Origin of the sequence: Metapseudomonas resinovorans DSM 21078 (assembly GCF_000423545.1) — a bacterium.
Taxonomy (GTDB): Bacteria; Pseudomonadota; Gammaproteobacteria; order Pseudomonadales; family Pseudomonadaceae; genus Metapseudomonas; species Metapseudomonas resinovorans.
Genome location: NZ_AUIE01000016.1, coordinates 42,665 through 68,385 on the forward strand (window position 1 = coordinate 42,665; position 25,721 = coordinate 68,385).

Genomic DNA, 25,721 nt, shown 5'->3' on the forward strand with positions numbered 1-25,721 from the left:
GCACAAATGCACGGACGACGGGACGGTCGGCGGTTCAGGCGGCGGTCATCAGGTCGTGCCAGTACAGCCACCATTGCCACTGGGTATCGTCCTTGGTGAAGCCTTCGCCAACGTTGCCCGGTCCCGGCCAACCGGCGGGCTTGCCGGTCTCATAGAGCGCCTGGTACTTGAGGGTGATGTCCTGGCTCATCGCGCCTTTGGCGACGATGGTCTGATGCGGCCAGGTGTCGGAGTCGTCCTGCTCGACCATCCCGGAGGTGCCGAGCAGCTGGATCGACTGGCGCAGCATGCGCGCCTTGATTTCCGGCGGGGTGTCCTTCTCGGCGAGGATCCAGTTGATGAACTCCAGCTTGTCCGGGCCCTTGGGCACATAGGCGTGCAGCGCCATGGCGCCGAGCACGGTGCCGTCTGGCTGGGGCAGGTAGATGAATTCGAATAGGCCGTTGGGGAAGAAGTTGCCGACCTGTGGCGGGTGGGAACTCATCAGGTGCAATTGCTCGTCGCTGAAGCGCTTGAGCAATTCCGGCACCATCTCCTTGGTGATGCCGGACGGCGGCAGCAGGGTGAGTTTCTCCGCAGCGCTCAGGGTGGCTGGGTCCTTGCCGGTGAGGCGGCGGATCTTGCGGTCCAGTTCAATGCAGCGCATGGTGTGGCCGTGCTCGGTCCACACTTCGGCGCCGTACATCTCGGGGGTCAGGTCGCCACCCTTGCCCTCGGCGTCCGGCTTCTTGGCGTAGGGGCCGACCTCGCCCAGCCAGCGGTGCAGGGTCAGGGTGTGGAAGCCGTCGGAGGCCGACTGCTCGCAGGCGGTCTTCCAATTGGCGCGGATGACGAAGCGCTGGGGCGGGCCGAGCACTTCCATGCCGGCGGTGGTGCGACACCAGAGAGTGTCGAAGTACCACTTGGCCTCGCCGAGGAAGTCCTCGAAGGACGGGCCATCGATGTTCCAGGTGGCGAATATCAGGCCGCCGTAGATCGTCACGCGCGCTTTCTTCAGGCCTAGCTCTTCTTTCGTGCGGGTCTTACCGTGCATGCACTCCTTCTCCACCGGCGCGCCGATGAAGTCGCCATTGGGCTTGAAGGCCCAGCCATGGTAGATGCACAGGTGGGTGGACGCGTTTCCGCCGTCGAGGGTGGATATTTTCATGCCGCGGTGCGGGCAGACGTTCAGGGAGACATAGATCTGGTTGTCGCCGGAGCGGGCGACGATCACCGAGTCCGAGCCCATGTCGCGGACGACGTAATCGCCCTTGTTTGGGATTTCGGTTTCGTGGCCTAGGAACACCCACGTCCTGGCGAAGATCTTCTTCATTTCCAGGTTGTAGAGTTCGGGGTCGGACAGCGTCCGCATCTTCACTTCACGGTTTTCCAAGTCTATAAGGTCCGAGATTCTCGTGCCGTCGCTTAATGCCGGATTCGTGTAACTGGTCATGCTCGATCTCCGTTCTTGTTTTCTTTTATATGAACAAAAAGCGCAGTTGTGTTCATTTGCGACCGATTATCTGCCCAGGAAAGATGCTGTGAATTGATCTAGATCAACGAATACTCGGTGTCCGGAGACCGCTGATTGCATGCGTTAAAAATGCCGATAGATGGGCTTTATGGCCTTTGGAATGGAGCTTTTAGTGGGAGGCGCGGCACGTTGGCGGGAGCCCTTGTCGGCGTGCCTAGGAGGGACGCGTGCGGATGTAGTGGACAATGTCGGTGAAATTGTCCAATTTTCCCTCTGGCCGCCGCCGTGGCCGGTTTAGCGGGAAAGGCGCCGCCGGAGGTGTAGCACGAGGGAGAAACCGATGGACGACAGCAGGGCCGAGCAGAAGAAGATCCACGGCAGGCCGAGGGTGGCAGCCACCAGCCCCATCAGCGGGCCAGCCAGCCCCACCGCCAGGTCGAAGAACAGCGAAAGCGTGCTCAGGGCCGAGTTGCGGTTGGCCTCCGGCGTGTGCGCCAGGGTTTCCACCGCCAGCCCCGGATAGACCCAGGAAACGCCCAGGCCGGTCAGTGCCGAGCCGAGGATGGCCACCAGGGGCGAAGGCGCCAGCCAGACGAGCAGCAGGCCGAGTGTCTGCACCGCCATGCAGGCCGCGACCACTGGGTAGCCGCCGAAGCGTGACAGCGCATTGGGCGAGGCCAGCCTGGCGAAGATGAAGGCGACGCCGAAGGCGCTCAGGCAATAGGCCGCGTTGGCCCAGCCCTGGTTGTCGAAGTACAGGGCGATGAAGGCGGTCAGGCTGCCGAAGCCCACCGAACTGCAGGCGACGGCCAGGCCGTTGGGCAGCGCGGCGAGGAAAACGCTGCGGAACGGCAGCCGCACGCCCGACAGCAAGGGCGCGGGGCGACGGGTCTGGGCGAACAGCAGGGTCGGGAAGCCGAGCAGGGTGATTCCCATACCGATGCCGGCGAGCCCCAGGTGATCCCGCATCAGTACGCCGAGCGGGGCGCCGATGGCGGTGCCGCCATAGGCGGCGATGCCGTTCCAGGACATGACCTGCGCGGTGCGTGCCGTGCCGTACAGGCCGATGGCCCAGGTACAGCAGGGCGTGGAGATCAGGGCCGAAGAGAGGCCCTGGGGGATGCGCCCGGCCATCAGCAGCGCCAGGCTGATCCAGGGGGAAGCCGGCAGGACGAACGCCAGCGCCGTTAACAGGCCGCTGCTCGTCAGCACGGCCAGCCCCGCTATCACCGTGCATTTGGCGCCAAAGCGGTCGGCAAGCTGGCCAGCCAGTGGACGCGACAGCAGGGTCGTCAGGTATTGCGTGCCGATCACCAGGCCGGCCACCGCGCTGCCGAAACCCAGGGTGTTCAGCACATGGCCAGGCAGCACGGCCAGCGGCAGTCCGTTGCTGATGAAGGAGATGAAATTGAAGCAGACGATCGAGATGATCGATAGGCCGGTGGGGAGCGATTGGCTTCGGGCGTTCATGGCATGTCGCCTTGTGCGGACGCGGAGTCGGCGAAGACCCGGCGCCCAGGGGGCCGGGGTTGGCGAGGCGGGTAACGACGTGGGGCTGGGCACCCGGCGCCCGGGCCGAGGCCGCGCCCGGGAGTGGGCGCGGCGCCGGGTGGTCAGTCGCGGTTGGCGGCTTCCCAAGCCTTGAGCTCGAAGCCCTCGGCGGCGGCCTCGGCAGCGGTCAGCATGGGTGGGCGAGAGAGGATCTTGCGCGCGGCCATGTGGTCCCCTGGGCGGTTGCAGGATTCCACCGCGATCAACTGGTCGTTGCGGAAGCACAGCACAGAGAGCTGGTGGGTTTCCGGTGAGCCGAGGGTGACGGTGCTGTCGTAGCCGGTGGAAAGCCCGGCGATCTGCAGCTTGAGGTTGCCCTGGTCGGTCCAGAACCAGGGCAGCGCACTGTACGGGGCCGGTTTGCCGAGCAGGCGGGCGGCCACGTTGCGGGCCTGGTCGACGGCGTTCTGCACGGATTCGAGGCGGGTCGGACGCTCGCCGTTCTGCAGGCAGGGGAAGCAGGCGACGTCGCCGATAGCGGAGATGTGCGGGTCGGAGCTCAGCAGGTTGGCGTCCACGCGGATGCCGTTCTCGATGGCTAGGCCCGCTTCGTTGGCCAGTTGGGTGTTGGGGATCACGCCGATGCCAAAGACCACCAGGTCGGCCGGTAGTTTGCGACCGTCCGAGGTTTCCACCGCGCTTACCTTGCCATTGTCACCTTCGATGCGGGTCAGGCCCTGGCGGAAGTCGAACTTCACCCCCCAGGCCTCGTGCGCCTGGCGGAACAGTTGGGACATCTCCGTCGACACGGCACGCGCCATCGGCCGATCGCCGAGTTCCAGCACGTGCACGCTGGCGCCCAGTTCGGCGGCCACCGCAGCGAATTCCAGGCCGATGAAGCCGGCGCCGACCACCACCACGTTGCGTACCTCTTTCACCAGTGGGGCGAGTGCATCGGCATCCTGCTTGGTCTTGACGCCGAATACGCCTTGCAACTCGGCACCGGGTACTGGCAGCGGACGGTTGTGCGCGCCGGTGGCCAGTACCAGGTGATCGTAGGCGGCCGCCTCGCCGGAGGCGAGCAGAACTCGGCGGTTCTGCCGGTCGATGGCCGTCGCCTGGTCGTGGATCAACTCGATGCGCTGGGTGGTGAAGAACTCGGTTGGACGAAACAGCAGGGCGTTCTCGTTGATCTTACCGAGCAGGTAGGCCTTGGACAGCGGTGGGCGCTGGTAGGGAAGGCCAGGCTCGTCGCCGATCAGGGTGATGCTTCCGTCGTATCCCTCCAGACGCAGTGAGGCTGCAACCTGGAAGCCGGCTTGGCCAGCACCGACGATGACTACTGAGGCGAGTGACATGGGAACCTCTTCTTCAGAATTGCGACGCGGGCAGGTGCAGCACCAGGCCGTCGAGTTCTTCGGTAATGAACACCTGGCAGGTCAGGCGGCTGGTATCGCGGCGCTCGAAGGCGCAGTCGAGCATGTCGTTTTCGGTGCTGTCCGGAGCCGGGAGGCGCGCCAGCCACCCCTCGTCGACGTAGGCGTGGCAGGTGGCGCAGGCACAGGCTCCGCCGCAGTCCGCAGGGATGCCGGGAACGGAGGCGAAGGTGGCGGCCTGCATCACCGATTGGCCAATGTCTGCGGACACCTTGTGCTCGGTACCGTTGTGCTCAATGAAGGTCAATGTGGGCATGGTCTTCTCCTAGGGAGTCAGGTCAGGAATGGGCAGCGAGCGGTGTGGAGGCGAAGCGAGGGACGCGACCCAGGGTAAGCAACAGTAGGGGGCCGACAAGACTGCAGGCGAGGCAGTACACCAGCATTGCCGAGTAGGTGCCGGTACGACTGAGCAGGAGGGCGAACAGCAGCGGTGCGAGGGCTGAAGCCACGGTGTTCAGACCCTGGTGCACACCGAACAGACGGCCGTACTCGCGCAGGCCGAAATAGCGGGCGACCAGGAAGGCGGCGATGTCGAACTCGGCGCCGGCGCCGAAGCCGACCAAAACAGCTGCCAGCAGCAATGGGCCGAACTCGATAGTGCTGCCGAGATAGATAAGGCAGCCGATGGCCGGCAGGGCCAGGCTGAAGGCAGCCACTGCTGGTGGCCAGAGACGGTCGAGTAGGTAGCCGATGAGCATGCGACCGAAGATCAGCGCGATGCCGAATCCGCTGAAGATCAGGTTGGCCTCGGCGGCCGAAAGCCCCCTGGCCTGCAGCATGGGCACGGTACTGGTGACCATGCCGACTATCGAAGAAATCACCAGCGCCAGGGCCAGGTTGCATGTCCAGAATTTGGTCGAGCTCATCCCTTCGCGAAAGCTCAGACCGGGTAGTTCCAGCAGCGCGCTGGTGTCGTCCTGGCCACGCTTGCCGGCGCCGTCGGAGATCTTGAACCACAGCAGGGTCACCGGTAGCAGTACCAGGAGGTTGAGCAGGGCGAGGATGATGAAGGTGGCGCGCCAGTCCCACTGCTCGATGCCCCAGGACATCAGCCTCGGGATGATCGCGGCGGTCAGGCCGGTACCGGACAGGCCGATGGCAAGGGCTAGCCCGCGATTGCGGTCGTACCAGAGGCTGAGCAACTGGGTCCAGGTCACCGCCAATGCGCCCATGCCGATCAATGGCAGGATGGCAAAGGCCAGGTAGAGCGACCAGACGGAGCCACTAAGCTGGGTGGTACCCAGGTAACCCAGCGAGAGCAGGACCAGCGAAATGACTGTCATGCGCTTCATGCCATAGCGCAGGTTGAACCATCCGACCAGTTGCAGAGAAACCACCGCGCCGCCGAACAGGAATGTGATTGCCGCCTGCAATTCGCTCTTGTTCCAGCCGAACGCCTGTTCCAGTGGCACAACCAGGGTGCCAAAGCCGTAGAGCAGGGCCGCATTGATACTAATGGCAACGCCGACTACGGAGAGCAAGAGGATTCGCCATCCGCGGCGGAACTCACTGAAGTCGATTGCCGCTTCATTCTGGGAGGAAGGCATGGTCTGGCGTCCTTTATTGGTTTTGTGGGGCCAAGCTGTGGGTAGAGGCGCGGATTTTGTCGATTGTTGATCTGAACATAAAATTGAATAATGTATAAATAATATGGCTAGGCGGGTGGCCTGTCTAGTCATGTCCCATAACAACAAGAAAGGTGAGCATCATGCTATTCCTGAAAAGACTCTCCATTGGCGCCAAGCTCCTTGTGCTGCCAGGGCTGTTCGTGCTCGCGCTGCTGATCGTCTCGGGTATGGCCTACCGGGGATTAGCCAGGCAGCAGGCGGTGATCGAGGAGATCGACCAGTTGCGTTTCCAGCAGTACCGTCAGGTACTTGAAACCTCCGCCGCCTCTCAGGCTGCGATGGTCGGCGCCTACGCCACGGTTGCGCGCATCCTCGAATCGAATGGATCGGCCTCCTCCGAGGAACTGGAGTCTTACCTCGAAGACACGCAGGCCAGTGTCGACGACATGCGTGCCGGGTTGGACAGGTTGGCCCGCGAAACAGGCCTGGGCAAGGAGGAGAAGGCTCTCTACCGCGCGGTGGAGGAGCAGGCTGGCGTGGTCGGCGAGGGGCTTTCCGATTTCAAGCGCACTGCGTTGGACGACCAGTTGCAGGCGGCCTCGCTGCTCGGTCGGGTACGCGCCGAATACAACGGCCTGCAAGGCCAGTTCAACCGCCTGCTGGGCCTGCAGGCGGAGCTGACCTCCGGCGCTTTCGCCAAGGCTGGCACCATGCAGCGGCAAGTGTCGAAGATGCTGATTGGTGTGCTGCTGGCTGCCAGCACCTTGGCGCTGCTTGTCAGTCTGTTGCTACGCGGCCAGATCGTTCGCTCCATCCGGGAGATCGAGCAGGCGTCGATCAGGTTGCGCGACGGCGACCTTACCCGGCGCGTGCGGGTTATCGGTCGCGACGAGATCGCTCACACGGCGCAGGCCTTCAACGAACTGATCGACAGCTTTCAGCAGGCCATGCGCCAGGTCGCAAGTGTGGCGGCTTCCGTCGGCGCCTCGGCTGAGGAGTTGGTGGGGGCCTCGGCACGGGTCGCCGAGAGTTCCACGGCGCAGGCCGGCGCTGTGGGAGCGGTGTCGATGACTATCGATCAGATGAGTGACGGCATCGCTGCGATTTCCAGCCATGCCGAGAGCCTGCGTAGTTCCGCTGAGGCCAGCCTGCATGGGGCGGAGGACGGCCACCTGGCCCTGTCGCGCCTGCTCGAAAAGATCGACAGTGTGCGCTACGCGTTCTCTGCCATACGTGGCTCGGTGGGCGACTTCGTCGAAAGCACCACGGCGATCACAGCCAGTATCACTCAGGTCAAGGACCTCTCCGCGCAGACTAACCTGCTGGCACTCAATGCCGCGATTGAGGCGGCGAGGGCTGGCGAGAGCGGGCGGGGCTTCAGCGTGGTTGCCGACGAAGTGCGCGACCTGGCTCAGCGCTCGGCGCTGGCCGCCAACTCCATCAACGAGTTGACTGCAAAGTTGGAGGGGCAATCAGAGATCGTGGACGAAGCCTTGCAAGCTGGAACCGTGGCGCTGGAAGACAGTGGCAGGTTGCTGGTCGAGTTGGAGAGTACTCTGCAGCAGGCGGCAGAGTTGGTGGGAGACTCAACCCGTGGAGTGGACCAGATCGCTGATGCGGTGCGGGTGCAGAGCGAAGGTGGACGAGATATCGCCTCAAACATCGAGCGTATTGCACGAATGGCGGGGGAGGGGGATGCGATCGCTCACCGGGTCTCTAGCGCAGTGATTTCTTTACGTGAGTTATCCGAGGAATTGAATCTGGCGGTGAGCCGCTTTCGTTTCCGGGGTTGATCTGCCCCCCTCAGCGTAGATCCAGTCGGTCTCATTGCTCATGTCTCGAAATACTTATACAAAAAATTAACTAATGCCCATATCCTTTTGCTTTTCTAGCTAGGTTTGTCCTTTCGTGCGAGCGGTAGCATTGGGTGAAGGGCGTCATTTTGTTGTCTAAATATATGATTTGTGAGCATTTTGTTGATTTTATTTGAGCTATGCATAGTGGTTTATTTACAAACGCGCAAAAAGTGTTCATTATTTTTCTGCCTGCCTAGATGAGGAGAATAAGATGAATTCTGACAAGGCTCGATTCGAAGTTGTGGTCGATCGCAGTCGCTGCTGCGGCTATGGGCTTTGTGCCGCGATCTGCCCAAGCGTCTACAAGCTGGATGCCGATGGCTTGGTTTATGTGGATAGCAAGGCCGTTCCCCCGGAGCTCGAAGAGGAAGCGCGCGAGGGGGCTGAGGCTTGTCCGGCCGAGGCAATCTGGCTCGAGGAGATCAAGTCAGAGGGTGAATAGCAGGGTCGTAATCGTGAGGCCTGGATGAATAAGAACAAGAAGTGGAGGGTGCAATGACTGGGCGTCTTGACGGTAAGGTTGCTCTGATTACCGGGACCGGCGGTGGGCAGGGCAGGGCAGCAGCATTGCGCTTCGCCCGTGAAGGGGCGATTGTGGTGGGCTGCGACGTGAATGCCGTCGCGCATCGGGAAACCTCTGCCCTGTTGCACGCAGAAGGACTGCGTTTGTACGGCCAGGCGCCCGTCGATCTCGGCGACCACGAGCAGGCCAGGGCCTGGGTTGAAGCGGCAGTGACCGAACATGGCGCTATCGACATCCTCTACAACAATGCTTCGGCTGCACGTTTTGGCAAAGTCAGCGAGTTTTCCATCGAGGACTGGCATTACACCATTCGTAACGAAGTCGATTTGCTCTTCTACACGACCAAGTACGCCTGGGATCATCTGGCCGAGCGACGCGGAGTGATCATCAACGTCTCGTCCACGGCGGCCTGGGGCGGTTCCAAGGTGGCCGGCATCTCTGCGCATGCCGCTGCCAAGGGGGCGGTGGTTTCTTTCACCCGCCAACTAGCGGTGGAAGGGGCTCCACTCGGTATCCGTGCTGTCAGTCTCAGCCCTGGTTTCATCGCTACTCCTGGCACCGCGGAGTTCCTGGAAAACCCGGTGGCGCGGGCCGCTCTGCTCGACGGCGTACTGATGGATCGCCCGGGGGAGCCCGAGGAAGTGGTCGCTCTGGCGCTGTTCCTGGCGTCCAGCGAGGCTTCTTTTGTTACCGGCTCCGATTTCGTCATCGATGGCGGTCTGCTGGCCATCTAGCCTCTGTGGCCGCCACTCCTACGGCATTCGAACAATAAGGTGAAGTCATGGATATCATCGGCATCGGTTATATGGGGTTCGAGACTGCGAACCTCGACGCCTGGCGCGAATATGGCCCGCAGGTCATGGGCTTCGGCATCGGCAAGTCGCCGGAGAGTGATCCGCAATCGCTGTATTTCCGCATCGACGACCGCCGCCACCGTTTCGCCTTCCATCCCGGCAAGGTCGACCGCCTGGCCTACATCGGCTGGGAGGCGCTCGGACGCATGGCGTTCGAGGATGGCCTGAGGCGGCTCGAAGCCGCAGGCGTCGAGTTCACTCGTGGCGATGCTGCCTTCTGCGAGTTGCGTGGGGTACGTGAGGTGGTGCGCTTCCGCGACCCAGTGGGCTACCAGTACGAGCTGTTCTACGCGCAGAAATGGACGCCGCGCTCGTTCATCCCTGGTCGTCCGCATACTGGCTTCCTGGCCGACGAGCGCGGGGCCGGGCATGTGGTGGTGATCACTCCGGAGTACACTCCAGAACTGGAACATTTCCTCCTCAATGTGATGGGGTTCCATTGGTATGGCGCGGGAGCGGGCAAGGGGCGCACCGGCTTCTTTCGGGCCAAGCTGAACAACCATACCAGCCACGACATCGCTTATGGGCATGGGCCGGGGCGCATGGGGGTTCAGCACGTCGGCCTGTTTGTGCGCAGCGTGCGCGACGTCGGCGAGACCTATGACATCGTGCGCAAGCGTGAGCTGCCGATGATGATGACCCTCGGCCAGCACAGCCAGGATCCGCACCTGTCCTTCTACCACTTCAATCCCTCCGGCTTCGCCTTCGAGACCATCGCCGAGATCGAGCCGTGGCAGGGCGACCCCTATGAGCTCAACCCTGAGACTCTGAGTCTGTGGGGGCACGAGATCGTTGGGCCGATCCTCGGGCCGAGTGTGCGCACGCCCGTGGAGGTGCTGGACGCCGAATATCTGGCAGGCAAGAAGCGCTGAGAATGCGCCTGGCGAGGGTCGAGTCGGGCGGCGAGGCGTTCTGGGCGTTGCTCGATTCCGACCTCTGTCGATTGCGTCGTATTCGCGCGCCGTTCGAGGCCTGGGCGCCGGCCGTGGGGCTGGGGCTGGCTGCCGACCTTGGTCTCGACAAGGCGCCCCTTGCGCTATCGGACTGCCGTCTGCTGCCGCCCCTGCAGCCGGGCGGGCGGGCCTTCGGCGTGGGGCTGAACTATCGCAGCCACCTGGAGCGCCTGGGCAGTTCACCGCCAGCCCATCCGCTCGCTTACCTGAAGCCGGATTCTGCCTTGGTCGGTGCGCACGATGAGATCGCCTATCCGCCCCTTACCGGGCAGCTCGACTACGAGGTCGAACTGGTCGCCGTGGTCGCCCGACCGCTATGTGACGAGCCCCGCGCCAGCGCTTGCCTGCTCGGCTACACGGTCGGCAATGATATCAGTGCGCGGGACGCGGGGCGGCGCATAGGCCGCCTCGATTTGCTGACCCAGAAGGCCATGGACCGTACCACGCCGGTCGGGCCCTGGATCGTTACACTCGACGAGCTTGGTGGCGCCGGGCAGCCGGAGCTGGAGATGAGCCTGAGCGTCAACGGTGAGAGGCGTCAGCAGGACAACACTCGGCAGATGATCTTCCCGGTAGACGAACTTCTCGATTATCTCGATGCACGCATCAGCCTGCGTCCAGGGGATCTGGTGTTCACCGGCTCGACTCATGGCGTGGGTCTGGAGGACGGCCGCTTCCTGGCACCGGGGGACTTGGTTGAGGCTTGCATCGAGGGGCTCGGCACGCTGCGCAACTGGATCGGTCACCGGCGCGCTCTGAATGCTGCGCGCAGCGTCGGGCGGTTGGGACGGCCCGACGGCGAATGAGCATGGACAGGCAGACCTCCTCCGCCCCGGGTGGGCCGCTGGCAGATTCGGAGCACTCTGTGTTCTGGGCGCCGCTGCGTCATGGGCTGTTCGTCGGCCTGTGGCTCGCCTGCGCCGTCGCCAACCTGGCAATCTGGATGCAGACGGTCGGGGCCGCCTGGATCATGACACTGCTGTCGGCGTCGCCGCTGATGGTCTCCCTGGTACAGACGGCGATCACCCTGCCAGTCTTCCTGTTCGGTCTACCGGGCGGGGTGCTCGCCGACCGAATGGACCCTCGCCGCCTGCTGCTGTTTACTCAGTCGATCATCCTGGGGGCGGCCACAGTGCTGTGCCTGCTGGACTGGGGTGGAGGACTGGAAGCCTGGTCACTGCTGCTGTGCACCTTCGTCCTGGGCACCGGTAGCGCCTTGGGGATGGCGGCCTGGATGGTGACGGTGGTCGGTGTCCTGCCGCGTGAGCAAGTGCCGGCGGCGATATCCCTCAGCGGCATTTCGATCAACGCCACTCGTGCCTTGGGGCCGGCTCTGGCCGGGGCGTTGATCGTATGGTGGAGCAGCGCCGCGGTGTTCCTGGCTATCGCCCTGTGCATGGCTGCGGTACTGGTCTTCATCTTCCGCCTGCCGGCCCGTGCCCGCGCCGACGCTCTTCCACCGGAAACCCTGGCTGGCGGCATGCGCAGCGGCCTGCGCTACATCCGCCATTCTGCTGTGCTGTCCAGCGCGCTCAAGCAGGTATTCGTCTTCACCAGTTGCGCCAGTGCGCTGTGGGCGCTGTTGCCGCTGGTGGCCAAGGAAGAGCTCGGCATGGACGCTGGTGGCTACGGCTTGCTGATGGCCTTCTTGGGGGCTGGCGCGGTACTGGCCGCGCTCGGCCTAACCAGCGTCTATAGCCGTTTCCCTCTGCGCCGGCTGATTGTCGTCGGCGCCATTGCCTTCGCCGCGGCAACCCTGGCGGCGGCGCTATCGCACAGCCAGGCGGTGGTCTGCGTCATGCTGATGCTGGCCGGCATGGGCTGGATGGCGGTGAACGCAACCATCTCCACGGTGGTGCAGACCTACGCCGCGAACTGGGTGCGCGCTCGCGTCGCCTCGGTATACCTGTTGGTGCTGATGGGCTCGATGGCCCTGGGTGGCGCGCTGTGGGGCGTTCTGGCGCAGTACCTGGGACTGGGCAACAGCCTGCTGCTGTCGGCGTCGAGTATCCTGCTCGGGTTGTTCTTAACGCGCCGCGGTGAGATCGCCATGGGCCGGGAGGCGGATTTCGCCGACGCGCAGCAGACCGACAAGCTGGTGCTGGCCGGAGAGGTCGCCCACGACGACGGGCCCGTCTGCATCGAAGTCAGTTACCGGGTGGAGGTTGCCGAGTGTGAGGTTTTTCTACGTACCGTCTACGCCGTAGGCCTGGCGCGGCGGCGCAACGGTGCGCAGAACTGGCGGTTGTATCGCGACCTGGCCGAGACCGACCACTATGTTGAGCGCTTTATTGTCGAGTCGTGGCTGGACTACCTGCGTCAGTGCGGGCGGCTGACTCAGAATGACGAAATTCAGGAGTTGGCCCTGATGCGATTCCGAGATGCGCGGCGGGAGGTCAAGCGTTACATCTACCAGGCACCGATAGAGCAGATCTGAGGTCAATTAATCTCTATATTAAATTTGCAGGCCCTATGTGTTCTCGGTATAGAATTGCAGCGTCAAGCCAACCGAGAAAAAGCGCATGGATACTCCAGAGACCGTGGAAGCCGACGGCGACCGCAAGGCAATGGGGGCGGTCACTGTAAAACCGGTCGTCAATGCGATCCGCATCCTTCGTCACTTGAGCCAGGCCGGGGCGCCGGAGCGTTCGGTGGACATCGCCCGGCTGCTGTCGATCAACCCCAGCACCTGTTTCAACATCCTGCGCACCCTGGTGATGGAGGATGTCGTCGATTTCAATCCGATGTCGAAGCGCTATTCGGCGGGGCTGGGATTGGCCCGCTTGGTGGGGCAGTTGGTCACCCAGGGGCAGCGTGTGCAGCTGGTCAAACCCCTGCTGCAGGAGTTCGCGGCGCGTATGAGGGTGACCATCACTCTGTGGCGGCGCATGGGAGCGGACCGCATCGTCATCGTCAGTTCGGCGGCCAGTCCTACCGATGTCCGCATCGACATGGCCGAGGGGCAGCGTTTTCCCATGCTGATGGGGGCCAGCGGGCGCTTGTTTTCGACGCAGCTGGACCTGGATACCCCGGAGTTCGAAGCCATCTACGAGCGGATTCGCTGGGCGCGCCCACTCCCCATAGAAACCTACCGCGAGGAGGTACGACTGGCCGCCGAGCGGGGCTGGGCGATTGACGATGGTTATTTCTCGGTCGGCATCCTGGCCGTTGCTGCACCTGTCTATTCCCCTGAGGGGGCGATCGACTACACCGTTTCAGCTGTGATGTTTCGTGGCCAGCGCGATGACGAAGGCATCAGGGAGCTGGCTGGCGCGATCACCGAGTTCTGCTCCGAGTTGGCCGACGTCTTGTTCTGACACCGGCCGTGTATGGGTCACTCGCGGACCAGCAGTAGGCTGCCGCCCAGCGGTCCACCGCCAGCGGCAACCACGGATACACGATTCTCCGTGGTCTGACGCCCTTGCGCGCGTCCCCATAGCTGCAAGCACGCCTCGTGGACGTAGCCCAGGCCGTGGGTGCGGCCACCGGACAACTGGCCGCCGTTGGTGTTGATCGGCAGTTTGCCGTCCAAGGCGATGCGCTGGCCACCTTCGACAAAGGCGCCGCTCTCGCCTACCGGGCAAAGGCCCAGCGCCTCGAGCCAGATCATGGTGAGGATGGAGAAGCCGTCGTAGAGTTGTGCCGAGTCGACGTCGTCCGGGGTGTAGTCGGTCCGCTGCCACATCATCCGGCCAACGTCGAAGGCCGCCATCCCGGTCAGGGATATCTGATCCCAGGACCACGGCTGGTTCAACGCGGCGCCTATCGCCTCTATGCGGATCGGTGCGTGGCGGCCATCGCGCGCGGCATCGCGGCGCGACAGGACGATAGCGGTGGAGGCGTCGCAATGCACGTCGCAGTCGAGCATGCGCAGCGGCGTGGAAATCATCCGCGACTGCATGTAGTCGTCCAGCGACATGGGGGTGCGGTAGATTGCCTTGGGATTGCGCATGGCGTTCTGCCGGCAGGTCAGCGCAATCTGCGCAAGCTGCTCGGGTCGGGTGCCGTATTCGTGGAAATGGCGTTGCGCGTACAGCGCCATCAGGTTGATCCCGGACAGCACATTGAAGGGTGTGAACCACTGCCAGGCGTAGCTGCTGTCGCGACCCTGGGTCTTGTTGCTCAGGGCGCCGGCCTGCTTGTTGTGCAGGCGCGCCGAAGCCTCGGTAATGGTGCGGAAAACCAGGACGTGCCGGCACAGGCCGGCGGCGATGGCCATTGCGCCATTGATCATGCCGGCCAGTGGGCCGGGACCCTCGTAACCGGCGCCGAACCAGTTGAGGTTCAGGCCTAGGGCGCTTTTCAGGGCGCTGGGGCCGACCGGGGAGAAGGGGTCGCCGTTGTTGTTGTCCCCCGGCCAGCAGGCCACGCCATCGATGTCGTGGCGCTCCAGGCCGGCGTCGGCGATGGCCTCCAAGCAGGCATCGAGGGTCAGGCGCATGGCTGATTTGCTGGATGGCCGGGCCACCTCGGACTGGCCGATGCCGGTGATGGCGACATCTTTCTCGTAGCGCTGCTCAATCATCATTGATCCTTCTCGAATAAGGGCAGCCAGACGTCCTCGACGTTCAGGAAGCTGACCCGCACCGGCATGTCGATATACACCCGCTGTGGATCCATGCCGACGACGTTGCTGACGAAGCGCAGGCCCTCCTGCTCGGCCAGCTCGATGATGGCGACCACGTAGGGCACTTCCAGGTCGCTGCTCCACTGCTGGTAGTTGAGGGTATAGCTCAGCACTTTGCCCTTTCCGGAGACCGCGCACGGCGCCACATCGAGGCTCGCGCAGCGCGGACAGATCGGGCTGGGCGGGTGGAAGAACCGCGTGCAGCCGTTGCACTTGTGGATCAGCAGTTGGCCGTGCTCGCCGCCCTGCCAGAAGGCACGATTGTCGGCGTTAAGAGCGGGCAGTTTTCTGGGCATTCGCGGAACCTGCGGGTGCGCTGGCTTGGGATGCTGACGACTTTAACAATTGTACATATTTTTGAAAAGTGTCATATATTGGGTGGCGATACGAGCACGCCCAATCAGGCTCGCGGTAAACAACAAGAGGATCCATTTGCCATGTCCCGGCCTTTGCAAGACAAGACAATCATAGTCACCGGCGGTTCCGGCGCTCTGGGTAGCGCCTTGGGCCGCCTGCTGCTGGAGCGCGGCGCGCAGATTGCCCTGCTCGACCGCGCCGAAGCGTCCGCCAGCCTAGGCGAGGCCCCAGGGTTGCTTCCGTTGGGAGGTGTCGACCTGACCTCCGCCGAGTCGGCGCAGGCGGCCGTGGCCAAGGTGGTCGGGCATTTCGGGCGGATCGACGGGCTGGTCAACGTGGCTGGCGGCTTCGCCTGGGAGACCCTGGAGGGCGGCAGCCTGGAAACCTGGGACCGCCTGTACCAGATCAACCTACGCACCGCGCTGGTTAGCAGCCAAGCGGTTCTGGGCCATTTGCTCGAAGCGCCGGCGGGGCGAATCGTCAACGTCGGCGCGCTGGCCTCGCTGAAGGCAGGGCTGGGCATGGGCGCTTATGCCGCCTCGAAGTCCGGCGTGGCTCGCCTGACCGAAGCCTTGGCTGAGGAACTGAAGGACCGTGGCGTCACCGTCAACGCCGTGCTGCCGAGCATTATTGATACCCCGGCAAACCGAGCCGATATGCCGGATGCCGATGCCAGCCGTTGGGTCACGCCGGAGGCCCTGGCCCGGGTGATCGCCTTCCTGCTTTCGGACGACGCCACGCCCATCACCGGCGCCTGCCTGCCCGTGAGTGGCCGGGTATGACGCCCACTTTCAACCGCTGGCACTCGACGGGAGTACAAGAACGATGAGACTGGTGACCTTTACTGATGGCAGCGGCTTCGAGCGTGCTGGGGCGCTTCTGGAGAACGATCAGGTCGTTCTCGACCTGCAGGCGGCCTATCGGGTGGTGCAGGGGCGCGAATGTCCGGAGCTGAGCTGCGTGCTGGCGCTAGTCGAGGCGGGCGAGGACGGTCTGGCGCTGGCCCGCTCTCTGGTGGAGCGGGCGCCCGCATTGGCGGTGCGCGAGCGCGCCCTGGTGAAGCTGCGTGCACCGATCCAGCCGCCGCCGCAAATGCGCGACTGCTCCTGCTTCGAACTGCACCTGCGACAGAGCTTCGCCGCCGCACGTCGTGCCCGGGCGCTGCGCACGCCGGACCCGGAGGCGACCCTCAAGGCGATGAATACGCGCGCCGACGAGCGTGTCATCGATACCTTCAACCGGCAGCCCATCTACTACAAGTGCAACCGCTTCGCGGTCATCGGAATCGACGACGAGTTCCAGTGGCCTAGCTTCAGCAAAGCGCTGGACTTCGAGCTGGAATTCGGCTGCTACATCGGCAGACGCGGCAAGGACATAAGCCGCGATGCTGCCCGTTCGCACATCGTCGGCTACACCATCTTCAACGACATGAGCGCGCGCGATGCTCAGGCGGCGGAGATGCCCGGCATGCTCGGCCCGGCCAAGAGCAAGGACTTCGACACGGCGAACATCATGGGGCCGTGCCTGGTGACGGCCGACGAACTGGGCGATCCCTATGACCTGAACATGGTCGCGCGGGTCAATGGCGAGGAGTGGGGGCGGGGCAACACCCGCGACATGCGTTGGTCATTCGAGGACGTGATTACCCACATCTCGCGTTCGGAAACTCTCTATCCCGGCGAATTCCTCGGTTCCGGCACGGTGGGCAACGGTTGTGGTCTGGAGCAGCTCCGCTATTTGCGGCCGGGTGACCTGGTCGAACTGGAGGTGGATGGCATTGGAGTGCTGCGTACGCGTGTCGGCAGCGCCGTGCAAGTTGTTACCTGATATTCCCGAATCACCTGTCCTGGGCGTGGGAAACCAGCGGTTGCGGGTATACCCGGGGCGGGAGGGAAGATTCACCCACTTTTCGAGTGGTGATTTCTATGTACATTTTTATAAAAAGTGTCTTATATTCTGTCCCGACTTAAATTCGCCGTAGCGCCCTGAACAGGAGGCAATCATGCTAACAAGAACAAGCCCAGTATTGTCCGACGGAACCAAGGTTTCCGATCTCATCTACCCCGATACCCGTGAAGTGCAGATGCGTGTGTTGTCGGACCGTGAGATCTACGAGTTGGAGATGGAAAAAATCTTCGGCAAGATCTGGGTCTTCCTCGGACACGAGTCCGAGATTCCCAATTCCGGAGACTTCATGGTCCGCGACATGGGCTCCGATTCGGTGATCGTAGCCCGGGGCAAGGACGGGGCAGTCTACGTGAGCCTCAACGTCTGCCCGCACCGCGGTATGCGTATCAGCACGGCCGACTGTGGCAACACGCAGATCCACAAGTGCATCTACCACGGCTGGGCCTTCCGTCCTAACGGCGACTTCATCGGCTCGCCGGTCGAACGCGAATGCATGCACGGCAAGATGCTGTCGAAAGAAGAACTGGGCCTGAAAAAAGCCCGGGTGACGCTCTACGGCGGTCTGGTCTTCGCTACCTGGAACGTCGATGGCCCGTCGTTCGAGGAGTTCCTCGGCGATGCCAAGTGGTACTACGACATGCTGTTCTGCCGCTCCGACAAGGGGATGGAAGTGCTCGGTCCACCACAGCGCTTCATCGTCAACGCCAACTGGAAAACTGCCGGCGAGCAGTCGGCTGCTGATGGTTTCCACACCCTGACACTGCACCGTTGGTTGGGCGAAGTGGGCAACTACGCGAAGAAAGGCGAGGGGGAAGGCGAGGGGGCCGATCTCAGTCCCGAGATGATCGGCGTGGAGATCAGCTCGCCGCATGGTCACGCCCTGCGCTGCATCGACCTCGCGCGCAAGATCAAGCGTCTGACCGGCCTCGATCCGGCGGAGCTGTCCGTGAAGGAGAAACTGAACGCGCTGCCGCCGGCTGGAATGACCCGCGACATGGTCGAGCAGCTGTCTCGCAACCTGAGCGAGGACCAGCTCAAGGTGCTGACCAGCATGCCGCCGCAAGTGGGTGGAATGTTCCCGAACATTCTTTTCGGTTTTGTTTATATTCCACAGTCCGATGGTTCGGTGGTCGGCTCCATGACCATGCACGCCTACGTGCCCCAGGGGCCGGACAAGCTCGAGTTCGTCAACTGGATCTTCGCCGAGAAGGATGCGCCGGCCGAGTTGCGCGAGAAGATGCTGAAGCAGACCATCCAACTGTTCGGCACCTCCGGCATGGTCGAGCAGGACGACTCCGATACCTGGCCGCATATGACGCTGGCCGCCAAGGGAGCGATGGGCCGCCAGATGACCTTGAAGTACCAGGCATGTTACGAGACCGGCGCTCCCGAGGGTTGGCCGGGGCCGGGTATCGTCAACGAGGGTTTCACCAAGGACGACACCCAGTGGCATTGGTGGCAGTACTGGCACGAGCTGATGACGGCGGAAGACTGATCGTCGCTCCAGGCACAACAACAATTTCAGGAGTTACTCATGGCCCAAGTACAAGAACGTGGCGCCGACCAGATTCAGCCTGGATCGCCGGTTGGCATCAAGCGTGTCCCGGTCGGTTCCGAGATCTATAACCAGGTAGTGACCTTCCTTTACGAGGAGGCGACGTTGCTGGACCAGATTCGCCTGCAGGAATGGGCTGCGCGCCTGGCCACCGACCTGGTCTACACCGTGCCGTTGCGGCACACCCGCCTGCAGTCCGAGCTGTCCACTACTATCGTGCGCAGCGTGCAGCATTACCACGACGACTACCGCTCGATCATGGGACGGATCCTGCGTCTGTCCGGCAAGAGCGCCTGGGCGGAAGACCCGCCCTCCCGTACCCGTCGGCTGGTAACCAACGTGTTCGTGGAAGAGACGGAAAAAGGTGACGAGTTCGTGGTGACCAGTTACCTGTTGCTGACCCGTAACCGCTTCAAGGATCACCATGTTGACATCATCAGCGGTGAGCGCCGGGATGTGCTGCGCCTGACCGAAGATGGTTTCAAGCTGGCGCGCCGCGAGGTCATCCTCGACCAGGCCGTGCTGGGGACGCCGAACCTCGCCGTGTTCCTCTGATGGCCTTGGCCTGCCCCTCGTCAGGAGGGGCGGGCCTCCTCTTTCCCGGACAGCCAGTTCTGGTCATCCATGCACAGCGCCGACGCCGCTTCGCTGAAGTCCCAGGTGGAGCCCTTGATCCGCAGCGCTTGTGTGGCCCGTGCTGGTTGCTGGCTGTAGCAGCGGCCAGTGCTGGAGGCATGCACCTGAGCATCCAGGTTGTTCATGCGGCCCAGCGAGATCTGTATGCAGCGGCGTAGCAGCAGTGCGGCTTCCGCTTCCTCTTCGGACAGATTGTTGAGCGCCCAGCGAGCCATTCCTTCACGCAGGTTGACCCCGCAGTAGGGCGGTGGACTCTCGATGGTCGAGCCATGCACGTCCCAGCTAAGTAGGGTGGCGCCGTCGCGTAGCAGGACCGGGTTGGTGCGCTCGTCGATGCGGTCCGGAACCTGAATGTCGTACCGACGCCGGGTCGCCCCTCGAGCGGCGTGGGCGATGGCCAGGCCGGCCAGGTCGAGCAGATGCGTGCATTGGTGCTGGGCATCTGTCTGCCGGGTCACTGAGTGGGCGATCTGGCTGAGCGGCATGCCGATCAGCCGCTCCAGTTGTCCGGTGGCCTGCGGGCAGGCGGAGTAGGGGTAGCGTACGGCCTCGCCCCCGATCTCGCTCACGATGCCGTCGCGGTGGCGCAGCCAGACGCGGAAGTGGTGGAAGTCGTCCTCCAGGCTCGCGCGCACCTCTCTAGTGGCGTCCTGTATCGTCGAAGCTATTTCCACCCGGCGTCGGAACATGCTGCTCATCGTGGTTTCCTTGTGCTGTTTTCGCAGGTGCTTGTCGCTAAGGATTGCAGTATATTTGAACACTATACGTAAAATTGTTCACCAAAAAACAAGAAGGAATTCGCTATGAAGCTGTTGCAAGAGCAAGTGGCGCTGATTACCGGCGCAGGCGGTGGAATCGGGCGAGGGGTGGCGCTGAGTTTTGCTAAGGCCGGTGCCGCAGTGCTGGTCGCCGAGCTCGACGAGATCAGCGGCAGGGCGGTGGAGCAGGAGTTGCAGGCACTGGGAGCCCGGGCCCTGTTCGTCAAGACCGACGTTACCCGCAAGGTGGATGTCGAGGCGGCCATCCAGGTGGCCGTCGAGCGGTTCGGCGGCCTGGACATCCTGGTCAACAATGCCTTCGCTCCCACACCCAACGTGTTGCTGGAGGATAAGACCGACGAGATGCTGGCCCGCACCCTGGATTCCACCCTGTGGGCCGCCTGGTGGTCGATGAAGGCCGCCCTGCCGCATATGCGCGCGCGAGGAGGTGGCAAAATCATCAACTTCTATTCCATCGACACCGAGGTCGGGGCCTGGTTGCATGGCGACTACAACGCGGCCAAGTCGGGCGTCGTCGGCCTGACCCGCAGTGCCGCCTCGGAGTGGGGGCGTTTCAACATTCGCGTGAACGCCATCGCGCCAACTGCCATGGGCGCGACCTTCCACAAGTTGGCTGCGGAGAACCCGGGCTTCGCCGAGCGCTCCGCGGCCATGCGACCGCTGGGGCGCTGCGGCGAGCCGGAGGATGACATCGGACCGGTGGTGGTGTTCCTGGCGTCGCAAATGTCGCGCTTCGTCACTGGCGAAACAATCCACGTCGATGGTGGGCTGCACCTGCCCGGCTATAACTCCCGTCCGGCGGACGTTCCGGTTCGCGAATATTGACAAGGCGATCGGTGCGGGCGCCGCCGTGCCTTTGTTCCTTGGGGTGGTGTGCCAGGCTGGGGATGCCAGCCTGGCGTGCGGGTCATTTTTTTGAGACTTTGATGTCTGTGTCTTCCAGATCCCAGGTATCGGCCGTCTTGCCCTCGTCGCGCAACTGGTACTTCAGCACGCGGCCCTGGGGATTCTTCGGCAGGCTGCGGCGGAACTCGATGTATCGCGGCAGGGCGTAGTAGGGCACCGAATCGGTCGCCCAGTGGAACAGCTCTTCCGGTGTCAATCGGGCCCCCTGGTGCAGCACGGCGGTCACCTTGACGTCATCCTCACCCTTGTCGGATGGCACGGCATGCACCGCAACCTCGGCGAGGCCCGGGTGTACGGCGAATGCTGCTTCCATTTCGAAGCTGGAGATGTTCTCGCCACGGCGCCGCAGGTAGTCCTTTTTGCGGTCGACGAAATAGAAGAAGCCGTCGTCGTCGAACTTGCCGATGTCACCGGTGTGGAACCACATGTTGCGCATCAGCTTCAGGGTGTCCTCCGGGCGGTTCCAGTAGCCCTGGAACATGATGTCCGGGCGCAGCGGACGAACCACGATCTCGCCGGGTATGTTGGCCGGCAGTTCCTGGTCGTTGTCGTCGACGATGCGCACGTCGAAGTCCGGGATTCGCTTGCCGGATGAGCCGGGCGCCGAGTATTCACCGGCCGCCAGGGAGGTGACCACGCAAGCTTCGGTGAGACCGTAACCATTACCGCCGACCAACTTGGTGCCGAAGCGCTCGCGCCAGATCTTCTTGGTTTCCTCTGTGTAGGGGTTGCCACGCGCCGTGTGGATCTGGCCGTAACAGCGCCTCATCGCATCGTTGTCCGGCGCCTGGGCGAGCAGGCCGCCCATGCCGCCTAGGATGGAGGCGATGGTCGCTCCGGAGCGTTCGACTTCCTGCCAGAAATTGGAGACCGAGAAGCGCGGCAGAATGGCGGCACGCGCGCCGACCAGGATGCTGGCGATGATGCTGACGCACAGGGCGTTCATGTGGAACAGCGGCAGCGGTGTGATGGTCACGTCGTTCTCGTCGGCCGGGCCGGCACGCAACTGCAGGCGGGCCAGATTGCACATGAAGTTGTAGCTGATCATGCAGCCTTTCGACGGGCCGGTGGTGCCGGAGGTGTAGATCAGGCAGGCAAGGTCGGAAGGCTGGGGCTTGCTGGTGAAAGGCGTGTCGTCCTCGCCACGGAACTCACCCAGGGCGGCAACCGGAATCTTGCATTCGGCGGGTTCGGCCAGGTCGCCACGGTAGAGGATTTGGCTGACCTCGCTGAGCTGCTCAGCGAGCGGGAGGATGCGCGGCAGGTAGTCGGCTTCGCAGATGACCAGGTGGGTCCTCGTGTCGGCGATCTGGTGGCGCAGGAATTCGCCCTTGAGCGCGGTGTTGATCGGCACGCTGACCGCGCGGAGCTTGTTGATGGCCAGCCAGCAGACGACCGCGTCGATATTGTTGTCCAGCATGGTCAGCACGGTCTCGCCCGGTTGCACACCAAGGGTGGCTAGGGCGTGAGCCATGCGGGTGGATAGAGAGTCAACTTCCGCATATGTGTATAGGTTTCCACTGAAATCCAGCAGGACCCTGTCTGGATGCCTTGCAACCGCTCGATCGAGTGCTGCGATGACGGTGTCTCTCTCGCCTACGGACCACGTGTCCGGATGACCAATGCCACTCATAGCTCATCTCCTTTGGAGGCCTTCCCCGCTGTGGGATGGCAGATTTTATTTTGGTGGGAGAATGCCATTCTAAATTCAAATTTGTCGATTGTCTCCAGCTAAGATTTGAACAAATCCATGTAATACTGCCTATATCCTGTGCTAATGTGACGAAAATTTATCAGCTGAGAATTCCTATCAATGTCAAGGAACGCTACGAAACCCAGCAAAACAGCACTTGCTGCTCCTGCCAGGAGGAAGCCTGCCGCCGCAGAGAAGCCGCCTGCGGAGGTTAAACAGGCTGTTCAGAAAAATGGCCGTGCGTCATCGGTAGCCGGAACCAAGGTAAAGCCCAATCGGCGCTCCGAGGAGACCATTGGCAATATCCTCGCCGCCACCGAAGAGGTGGTGCTGCGCTCGGGGGCGGATAGGATTTCGATCCTGGATGTCTGCCAGGTGGCGGGGGTGTCGCGGGGCACCTTTTACCGCTATTTTTCATCCCAGGAAGACCTTCTGGACACCTTCTCCCGGCACAAGCGAGACAGTTTCCATGTCTCCCTGTCCCAAGCCCTGGAGGATATAGCCGATCCCGACGCACGCCTGAATGCGCTGATCGCCTACCTCGATACCTATCTCGAGGAGAGTCGCGCGCGACGTCTGCTGGTCGTGGCGCCTGAGTATGCGTTGGGTTTCTTCCGGCGTATTTTCCATGACTCCATCGTGCGCTTTCAGGACCTGCTGGGCATCGTCTTCGACGAGTGGGATGCCCGGCTCGGGGTCAAGCTCGATCGTGAGCTGGTTTGCGAAATGGTCATCCGCTACGTGCTGAGCGAGATTCTTGTGCCGGAGGGCAGCGGTCGGCGCCTCCTCCCGGTCCGTGTGAGAAAACTCGTTGCTGCTCTGACCATCGGTTCCACTTCCCGCTCCCGCCGCTGATCCCCCTGTGTTCCCGGCCGCCTTGTGGATAAGGGCGGCCGCTCTTCTTTTATCTCCACGTCACGCTCACTCCCCTCTCTTCACCTGAATTCCTATCCGGCTGGTTGCCTCGCCGGGGTCCTTGCACGTCTGCGGCGAGGCTCTGGCACGGGCCTCTTCGTCTAAATCAAAAAATAATATGAACAGTTTTTTGATTTATGATCATTTTAAATTTATTCTCTGCTTTGAAAGCAGGCCGATGTGCATCTCTTGCGTGCATTTCCGGCTGGACGGCCGCGCTGCGAGAGCCACGTTACACAACCACAAAAAATGTCACCTTAGAGGTACCGGACTATGCTTATCGATCTTCACGCTCATGCGCCCCATCCCGACTACTACGACCAGCATCCCTATTGGGGGCCTGCTTTCGAGTCTCAGCCCGATGGCGATATCAAGCTGCGTGTGGGCGATTGGATCCTGACCCTGGGGGCACCGGAGCGTAAGAAGGCGCTGCGCGAGGCACATGCCCGCGGTGAAACGCTGAATGTCGCGGAGTACATGGCCAAGTGGCGCGACCCGAGCCACCGCCTTGCCGCAATGGACGCGGCCGGCCAGACCGCCCAGGTTCTGTCAGTGCCGAGCCATTGCTACATGTACTGGGCTGAGGCCGAGTTCGCTGTGCCCTTCGCCCGCAAGGTCAACGACGTGCTGGCCGGTTACTGCTCGGCTGCGCCCAATCGCCTGATGTTCTGGGCTCATGCGCCATTGAACGTACCACATGAGGCTGCCAAGGAGATCCGCCGCGCCTGTACCGAGCTGGGGGCCAAGGGGCTTGTGGCTGGCGGTTCCAACTTCGGCGGCATGGAGTTTGATTCACCCGAGTTGTATCCGGTCTGGGAGGCGTTGTGCGATCTCGATCTACCGATCTTCGTGCATGGCTACAACCAGTCTGTGACCTGGGGCAGCCGAGCCAACACTGACCGTTTCGAAACCACCGCCATCGTCGGAATGAACTACGACGAAACCAAGTGCCTCTGGTACCTGATCAATGGTGGCGTGCTGGATCGCTTCCCGAACCTGAAGGTCTACATCACCCACGGCGGAGGCTTTGCTCCCTATCAACTGGGGCGTCTGGCGCAGACCAATCCGAATCTCGACGTCTATCACAACAAGAAGCCTTTCCTGGACTATCTGTCCAACTTCTACTTCGACGTGGAGCTGCATGAGGTACCCATGCGCCAGGCCCTGGTCGACATTATCGGTGCAGACCGGATTCTCTACGGTTCCAATTTCGGTGGCAGCGATGCTGTGCGCCATGACCTGACCGAAGGGCTGCGCCTGTCGGACGAGGATCTGCAGAAAATCCGTTGGAAGAATGCCTGTGAGCTGCTGCATATCGATCCGACAAAATTGGGCAAGGTAGGCGTCTGATGAAACTGGCACGTTGCTCCTATTTTGAGACCGGTCCTTTCTGGGCGCTGGTCGATCCTGAGCGGGACGAAGTACACGCCATCTCCGGTGAGTTTTCTTCTTGGGCACCCGCTGTTGCCAAAGGGGCTGGAATCAGCGCGCTGCGTCTTTCCGGGGCGGCGTTGCCGTTATCCAAGGTGCGCTTGCTACCGCCGATCGAACCGGTTAACCGGGTGGTGGTGGCGGGGGCCAACTACGCCAAGCATCTGGCCGAGGACTTCGGCCTTTCCAGTCCGGCCCAGCCGGTAGCCTTCTTGAAGGCTTACGGGGCTCTGATCGGTGCCCATGATCCCATTCGCTATCCACCTTTGACGAAAGAGCTCGACCATGAGGTCGAGCTGGTGGCGGTGATCGGCAATGCCGAAGTAGATCTGGAAGACCCCCTGGCCTGCGTGTTGGGCTACACAGTCGGCAACGACGTCAGTGCGCGCGACCTGCAGCGCAGCGGGCCGGCAGGTATCGGCATGGACCTGTTTGCAGCAAAGAGTCAGGACCGCACCACCGGCCTGGGTCCCTGGATCGTCACCAAGGACGAGTTCCAGGTCGGCTCGCCCAAGCTGCGCCTGATCCTCAAGGTGAATGGCGAGACCCGCCAGGACGGCTCGACTGCCGAAATGACCTGGGATGTCGGCCAGTTGATCCGTTTCGTCCAGCAACGCTCCAGCTTTGCCTGTGGCGACGTGTTGTTCACCGGTTCGCCGGCCGGCGTCGGAATGGGAACGGGATTGTTCCTCAATCCGGGGGATGTAGTCGAGGCGACCATCGAAGGCATAGGCACATTGCGCAACGTGGTGAGTGAGAAGTCCCGCGTCTAAATCGAGA

The 25,721-nt window shown here is 62.6% G+C and carries 24 protein-coding genes; 15 read left to right on the plus strand and 9 right to left on the minus strand.

Annotated elements, in window-relative coordinates; genetic code table 11:
• Window positions 1–34: 34 nt before the first annotated feature.
• The 5 genes from G559_RS0114480 to G559_RS0114500 form a co-directional block, all read right to left on the minus strand.
• Entirely contained in the window at window positions 35–1,432 is a 1,398-nt protein-coding gene (locus G559_RS0114480; protein WP_028628912.1) for an aromatic ring-hydroxylating dioxygenase subunit alpha, read from the minus strand.
• 315 nt (window positions 1,433–1,747) lie between these two features.
• Complete coding sequence (locus G559_RS0114485; RefSeq protein ID WP_028628913.1) at window positions 1,748–2,923, minus strand: MFS transporter; 1,176 nt, start codon at window positions 2,921–2,923, stop codon at window positions 1,748–1,750.
• Between the two features lie 143 nt (window positions 2,924–3,066).
• Complete coding sequence (locus G559_RS0114490) at window positions 3,067–4,302, minus strand: NAD(P)/FAD-dependent oxidoreductase (RefSeq protein ID WP_028628914.1); 1,236 nt, start codon at window positions 4,300–4,302, stop codon at window positions 3,067–3,069.
• A gap of 13 nt (window positions 4,303–4,315) precedes the next feature.
• Window positions 4,316–4,636: a 2Fe-2S iron-sulfur cluster-binding protein gene (locus G559_RS0114495; protein ID WP_028628915.1), complete on the minus strand. Its 321-nt coding sequence runs from the start codon at window positions 4,634–4,636 to the stop codon at window positions 4,316–4,318.
• A 22-nt stretch (window positions 4,637–4,658) separates the two neighbouring features.
• Entirely contained in the window at window positions 4,659–5,927 is a 1,269-nt protein-coding gene (locus G559_RS0114500) for an MFS transporter (protein WP_028628916.1), read from the minus strand.
• A gap of 161 nt (window positions 5,928–6,088) precedes the next feature.
• On the opposite strand from G559_RS0114500, the gene G559_RS0114505 reads away from it, so the two are divergent.
• From G559_RS0114505 to G559_RS0114535, 7 genes are all read left to right on the plus strand, one after another.
• Window positions 6,089–7,741: a methyl-accepting chemotaxis protein gene (locus G559_RS0114505; RefSeq protein ID WP_028628917.1), complete on the plus strand. Its 1,653-nt coding sequence runs from the start codon at window positions 6,089–6,091 to the stop codon at window positions 7,739–7,741.
• Window positions 7,742–8,015: 274 nt separating this feature from the next.
• Window positions 8,016–8,246: a ferredoxin gene (locus G559_RS0114510; RefSeq protein WP_028628918.1), complete on the plus strand. Its 231-nt coding sequence runs from the start codon at window positions 8,016–8,018 to the stop codon at window positions 8,244–8,246.
• A 53-nt stretch (window positions 8,247–8,299) separates the two neighbouring features.
• A complete protein-coding gene (locus tag G559_RS0114515) occupies window positions 8,300–9,061 on the plus strand; it encodes an SDR family NAD(P)-dependent oxidoreductase (RefSeq protein WP_036997432.1) in 762 nt (253 codons plus the stop codon).
• A gap of 47 nt (window positions 9,062–9,108) precedes the next feature.
• Entirely contained in the window at window positions 9,109–10,053 is a 945-nt protein-coding gene (locus G559_RS0114520) for a VOC family protein (protein WP_028628920.1), read from the plus strand.
• A 2-nt stretch (window positions 10,054–10,055) separates the two neighbouring features.
• Window positions 10,056–10,940, plus strand: coding sequence for a fumarylacetoacetate hydrolase family protein (locus G559_RS0114525; RefSeq protein ID WP_028628921.1), 885 nt, complete (start codon window positions 10,056–10,058; stop codon window positions 10,938–10,940).
• Window positions 10,937–12,571 (plus strand): MFS transporter, encoded by a 1,635-nt coding sequence (locus tag G559_RS0114530; protein ID WP_028628922.1) that lies wholly within the window; start codon window positions 10,937–10,939, stop codon window positions 12,569–12,571. The genes G559_RS0114525 and G559_RS0114530 overlap by 4 nt, the downstream gene beginning before the upstream one ends.
• An 85-nt stretch (window positions 12,572–12,656) precedes the next feature.
• Window positions 12,657–13,451 (plus strand): IclR family transcriptional regulator, encoded by a 795-nt coding sequence (locus G559_RS0114535; RefSeq protein WP_028628923.1) that lies wholly within the window; start codon window positions 12,657–12,659, stop codon window positions 13,449–13,451.
• A 17-nt stretch (window positions 13,452–13,468) separates the two neighbouring features.
• On the opposite strand, the gene G559_RS0114540 is transcribed toward G559_RS0114535, so the two are convergent.
• Entirely contained in the window at window positions 13,469–14,659 is a 1,191-nt protein-coding gene (locus G559_RS0114540) for a thiolase family protein (RefSeq protein ID WP_028628924.1), read from the minus strand.
• Entirely contained in the window at window positions 14,659–15,057 is a 399-nt protein-coding gene (locus G559_RS0114545) for a Zn-ribbon domain-containing OB-fold protein (RefSeq protein ID WP_028628925.1), read from the minus strand. The genes G559_RS0114540 and G559_RS0114545 overlap by 1 nt, the downstream gene beginning before the upstream one ends.
• Before the next feature lie 141 nt (window positions 15,058–15,198).
• Here G559_RS0114545 and G559_RS0114550 point away from each other — a divergent pair, with 141 nt between their 5' ends.
• The 4 genes from G559_RS0114550 (at window position 15,199) to G559_RS0114565 (ending at window position 19,136) form a co-directional block, all read left to right on the plus strand.
• Entirely contained in the window at window positions 15,199–15,900 is a 702-nt protein-coding gene (locus tag G559_RS0114550) for an SDR family NAD(P)-dependent oxidoreductase (protein WP_028628926.1), read from the plus strand.
• A gap of 43 nt (window positions 15,901–15,943) precedes the next feature.
• Window positions 15,944–16,945, plus strand: a complete 1,002-nt coding sequence (locus G559_RS0114555; RefSeq protein WP_028628927.1) for a fumarylacetoacetate hydrolase family protein — start codon at window positions 15,944–15,946, stop codon at window positions 16,943–16,945.
• A gap of 175 nt (window positions 16,946–17,120) precedes the next feature.
• Window positions 17,121–18,521 carry a Rieske 2Fe-2S domain-containing protein gene (locus G559_RS0114560; RefSeq protein ID WP_028628928.1) on the plus strand — a complete coding sequence of 467 codons (1,401 nt, stop codon included), beginning with the start codon at window positions 17,121–17,123 and terminating at the stop codon, window positions 18,519–18,521.
• 39 nt (window positions 18,522–18,560) lie between these two features.
• The gene (locus G559_RS0114565) at window positions 18,561–19,136 is read left to right on the plus strand and encodes an aromatic-ring-hydroxylating dioxygenase subunit beta (RefSeq protein WP_028628929.1); all 576 of its coding nucleotides are present in this window, start codon (window positions 18,561–18,563) and stop codon (window positions 19,134–19,136) included.
• Between the two features lie 20 nt (window positions 19,137–19,156).
• On the opposite strand, the gene G559_RS0114570 is transcribed toward G559_RS0114565, so the two are convergent.
• Complete coding sequence (locus G559_RS0114570) at window positions 19,157–19,915, minus strand: DUF2889 domain-containing protein (RefSeq protein ID WP_028628930.1); 759 nt, start codon at window positions 19,913–19,915, stop codon at window positions 19,157–19,159.
• A 105-nt stretch (window positions 19,916–20,020) separates the two neighbouring features.
• Between G559_RS0114570 and G559_RS0114575 the strand changes: the two genes are divergently transcribed.
• Entirely contained in the window at window positions 20,021–20,821 is an 801-nt protein-coding gene (locus G559_RS0114575) for an SDR family NAD(P)-dependent oxidoreductase (RefSeq protein WP_028628931.1), read from the plus strand.
• Between the two features lie 82 nt (window positions 20,822–20,903).
• On the opposite strand, the gene G559_RS0114580 is transcribed toward G559_RS0114575, so the two are convergent.
• The gene (locus tag G559_RS0114580) at window positions 20,904–22,535 is read right to left on the minus strand and encodes an ATP-dependent acyl-CoA ligase (RefSeq protein WP_028628932.1); all 1,632 of its coding nucleotides are present in this window, start codon (window positions 22,533–22,535) and stop codon (window positions 20,904–20,906) included.
• Between the two features lie 180 nt (window positions 22,536–22,715).
• On the opposite strand from G559_RS0114580, the gene G559_RS0114585 reads away from it, so the two are divergent.
• From G559_RS0114585 to G559_RS0114595, 3 genes are all read left to right on the plus strand, one after another.
• Complete coding sequence (locus tag G559_RS0114585) at window positions 22,716–23,450, plus strand: TetR/AcrR family transcriptional regulator (protein ID WP_028628933.1); 735 nt, start codon at window positions 22,716–22,718, stop codon at window positions 23,448–23,450.
• A 333-nt stretch (window positions 23,451–23,783) separates the two neighbouring features.
• The gene (locus tag G559_RS0114590; protein ID WP_028628934.1) at window positions 23,784–24,860 is read left to right on the plus strand and encodes an amidohydrolase family protein; all 1,077 of its coding nucleotides are present in this window, start codon (window positions 23,784–23,786) and stop codon (window positions 24,858–24,860) included.
• A complete protein-coding gene (locus G559_RS0114595) occupies window positions 24,860–25,714 on the plus strand; it encodes a fumarylacetoacetate hydrolase family protein (RefSeq protein ID WP_028628935.1) in 855 nt (284 codons plus the stop codon). Before G559_RS0114590 ends, G559_RS0114595 begins: the two co-directional genes overlap by 1 nt.
• Window positions 25,715–25,721: the final 7 nt, after the last annotated feature.

Bases quoted from the DNA above. Each gene is read 5' to 3' on its own strand.
- G559_RS0114580 (WP_028628932.1), bottom strand. From the start codon at position 22,535: ATGAGTGGCATTGGTCATCCGGACACGTGGTCCGTAGGCGAGAGAGAC.
- G559_RS0114595 (WP_028628935.1), top strand. From the start codon at position 24,860: ATGAAACTGGCACGTTGCTCCTATTTTGAGACCGGTCCTTTCTGGGCG.
- G559_RS0114590 (WP_028628934.1), top strand. From the start codon at position 23,784: ATGCTTATCGATCTTCACGCTCATGCGCCCCATCCCGACTACTACGAC.
- G559_RS0114550 (WP_028628926.1), top strand. From the start codon at position 15,199: ATGTCCCGGCCTTTGCAAGACAAGACAATCATAGTCACCGGCGGTTCC.
- G559_RS0114560 (WP_028628928.1), top strand. From the start codon at position 17,121: ATGCTAACAAGAACAAGCCCAGTATTGTCCGACGGAACCAAGGTTTCC.
- G559_RS0114545 (WP_028628925.1), bottom strand. From the start codon at position 15,057: ATGCCCAGAAAACTGCCCGCTCTTAACGCCGACAATCGTGCCTTCTGG.
- G559_RS0114565 (WP_028628929.1), top strand. From the start codon at position 18,561: ATGGCCCAAGTACAAGAACGTGGCGCCGACCAGATTCAGCCTGGATCG.
- G559_RS0114480 (WP_028628912.1), bottom strand. From the start codon at position 1,432: ATGACCAGTTACACGAATCCGGCATTAAGCGACGGCACGAGAATCTCG.
- G559_RS0114585 (WP_028628933.1), top strand. From the start codon at position 22,716: ATGTCAAGGAACGCTACGAAACCCAGCAAAACAGCACTTGCTGCTCCT.
- G559_RS0114485 (WP_028628913.1), bottom strand. From the start codon at position 2,923: ATGAACGCCCGAAGCCAATCGCTCCCCACCGGCCTATCGATCATCTCG.
- G559_RS0114535 (WP_028628923.1), top strand. From the start codon at position 12,657: ATGGATACTCCAGAGACCGTGGAAGCCGACGGCGACCGCAAGGCAATG.
- G559_RS0114515 (WP_036997432.1), top strand. From the start codon at position 8,300: ATGACTGGGCGTCTTGACGGTAAGGTTGCTCTGATTACCGGGACCGGC.
- G559_RS0114520 (WP_028628920.1), top strand. From the start codon at position 9,109: ATGGATATCATCGGCATCGGTTATATGGGGTTCGAGACTGCGAACCTC.
- G559_RS0114570 (WP_028628930.1), bottom strand. From the start codon at position 19,915: ATGAGCAGCATGTTCCGACGCCGGGTGGAAATAGCTTCGACGATACAG.
- G559_RS0114490 (WP_028628914.1), bottom strand. From the start codon at position 4,302: ATGTCACTCGCCTCAGTAGTCATCGTCGGTGCTGGCCAAGCCGGCTTC.
- G559_RS0114555 (WP_028628927.1), top strand. From the start codon at position 15,944: ATGAGACTGGTGACCTTTACTGATGGCAGCGGCTTCGAGCGTGCTGGG.
- G559_RS0114505 (WP_028628917.1), top strand. From the start codon at position 6,089: ATGCTATTCCTGAAAAGACTCTCCATTGGCGCCAAGCTCCTTGTGCTG.
- G559_RS0114540 (WP_028628924.1), bottom strand. From the start codon at position 14,659: ATGATTGAGCAGCGCTACGAGAAAGATGTCGCCATCACCGGCATCGGC.
- G559_RS0114495 (WP_028628915.1), bottom strand. From the start codon at position 4,636: ATGCCCACATTGACCTTCATTGAGCACAACGGTACCGAGCACAAGGTG.
- G559_RS0114525 (WP_028628921.1), top strand. From the start codon at position 10,056: ATGCGCCTGGCGAGGGTCGAGTCGGGCGGCGAGGCGTTCTGGGCGTTG.
- G559_RS0114510 (WP_028628918.1), top strand. From the start codon at position 8,016: ATGAATTCTGACAAGGCTCGATTCGAAGTTGTGGTCGATCGCAGTCGC.
- G559_RS0114530 (WP_028628922.1), top strand. From the start codon at position 10,937: ATGAGCATGGACAGGCAGACCTCCTCCGCCCCGGGTGGGCCGCTGGCA.
- G559_RS0114500 (WP_028628916.1), bottom strand. From the start codon at position 5,927: ATGCCTTCCTCCCAGAATGAAGCGGCAATCGACTTCAGTGAGTTCCGC.
- G559_RS0114575 (WP_028628931.1), top strand. From the start codon at position 20,021: ATGAAGCTGTTGCAAGAGCAAGTGGCGCTGATTACCGGCGCAGGCGGT.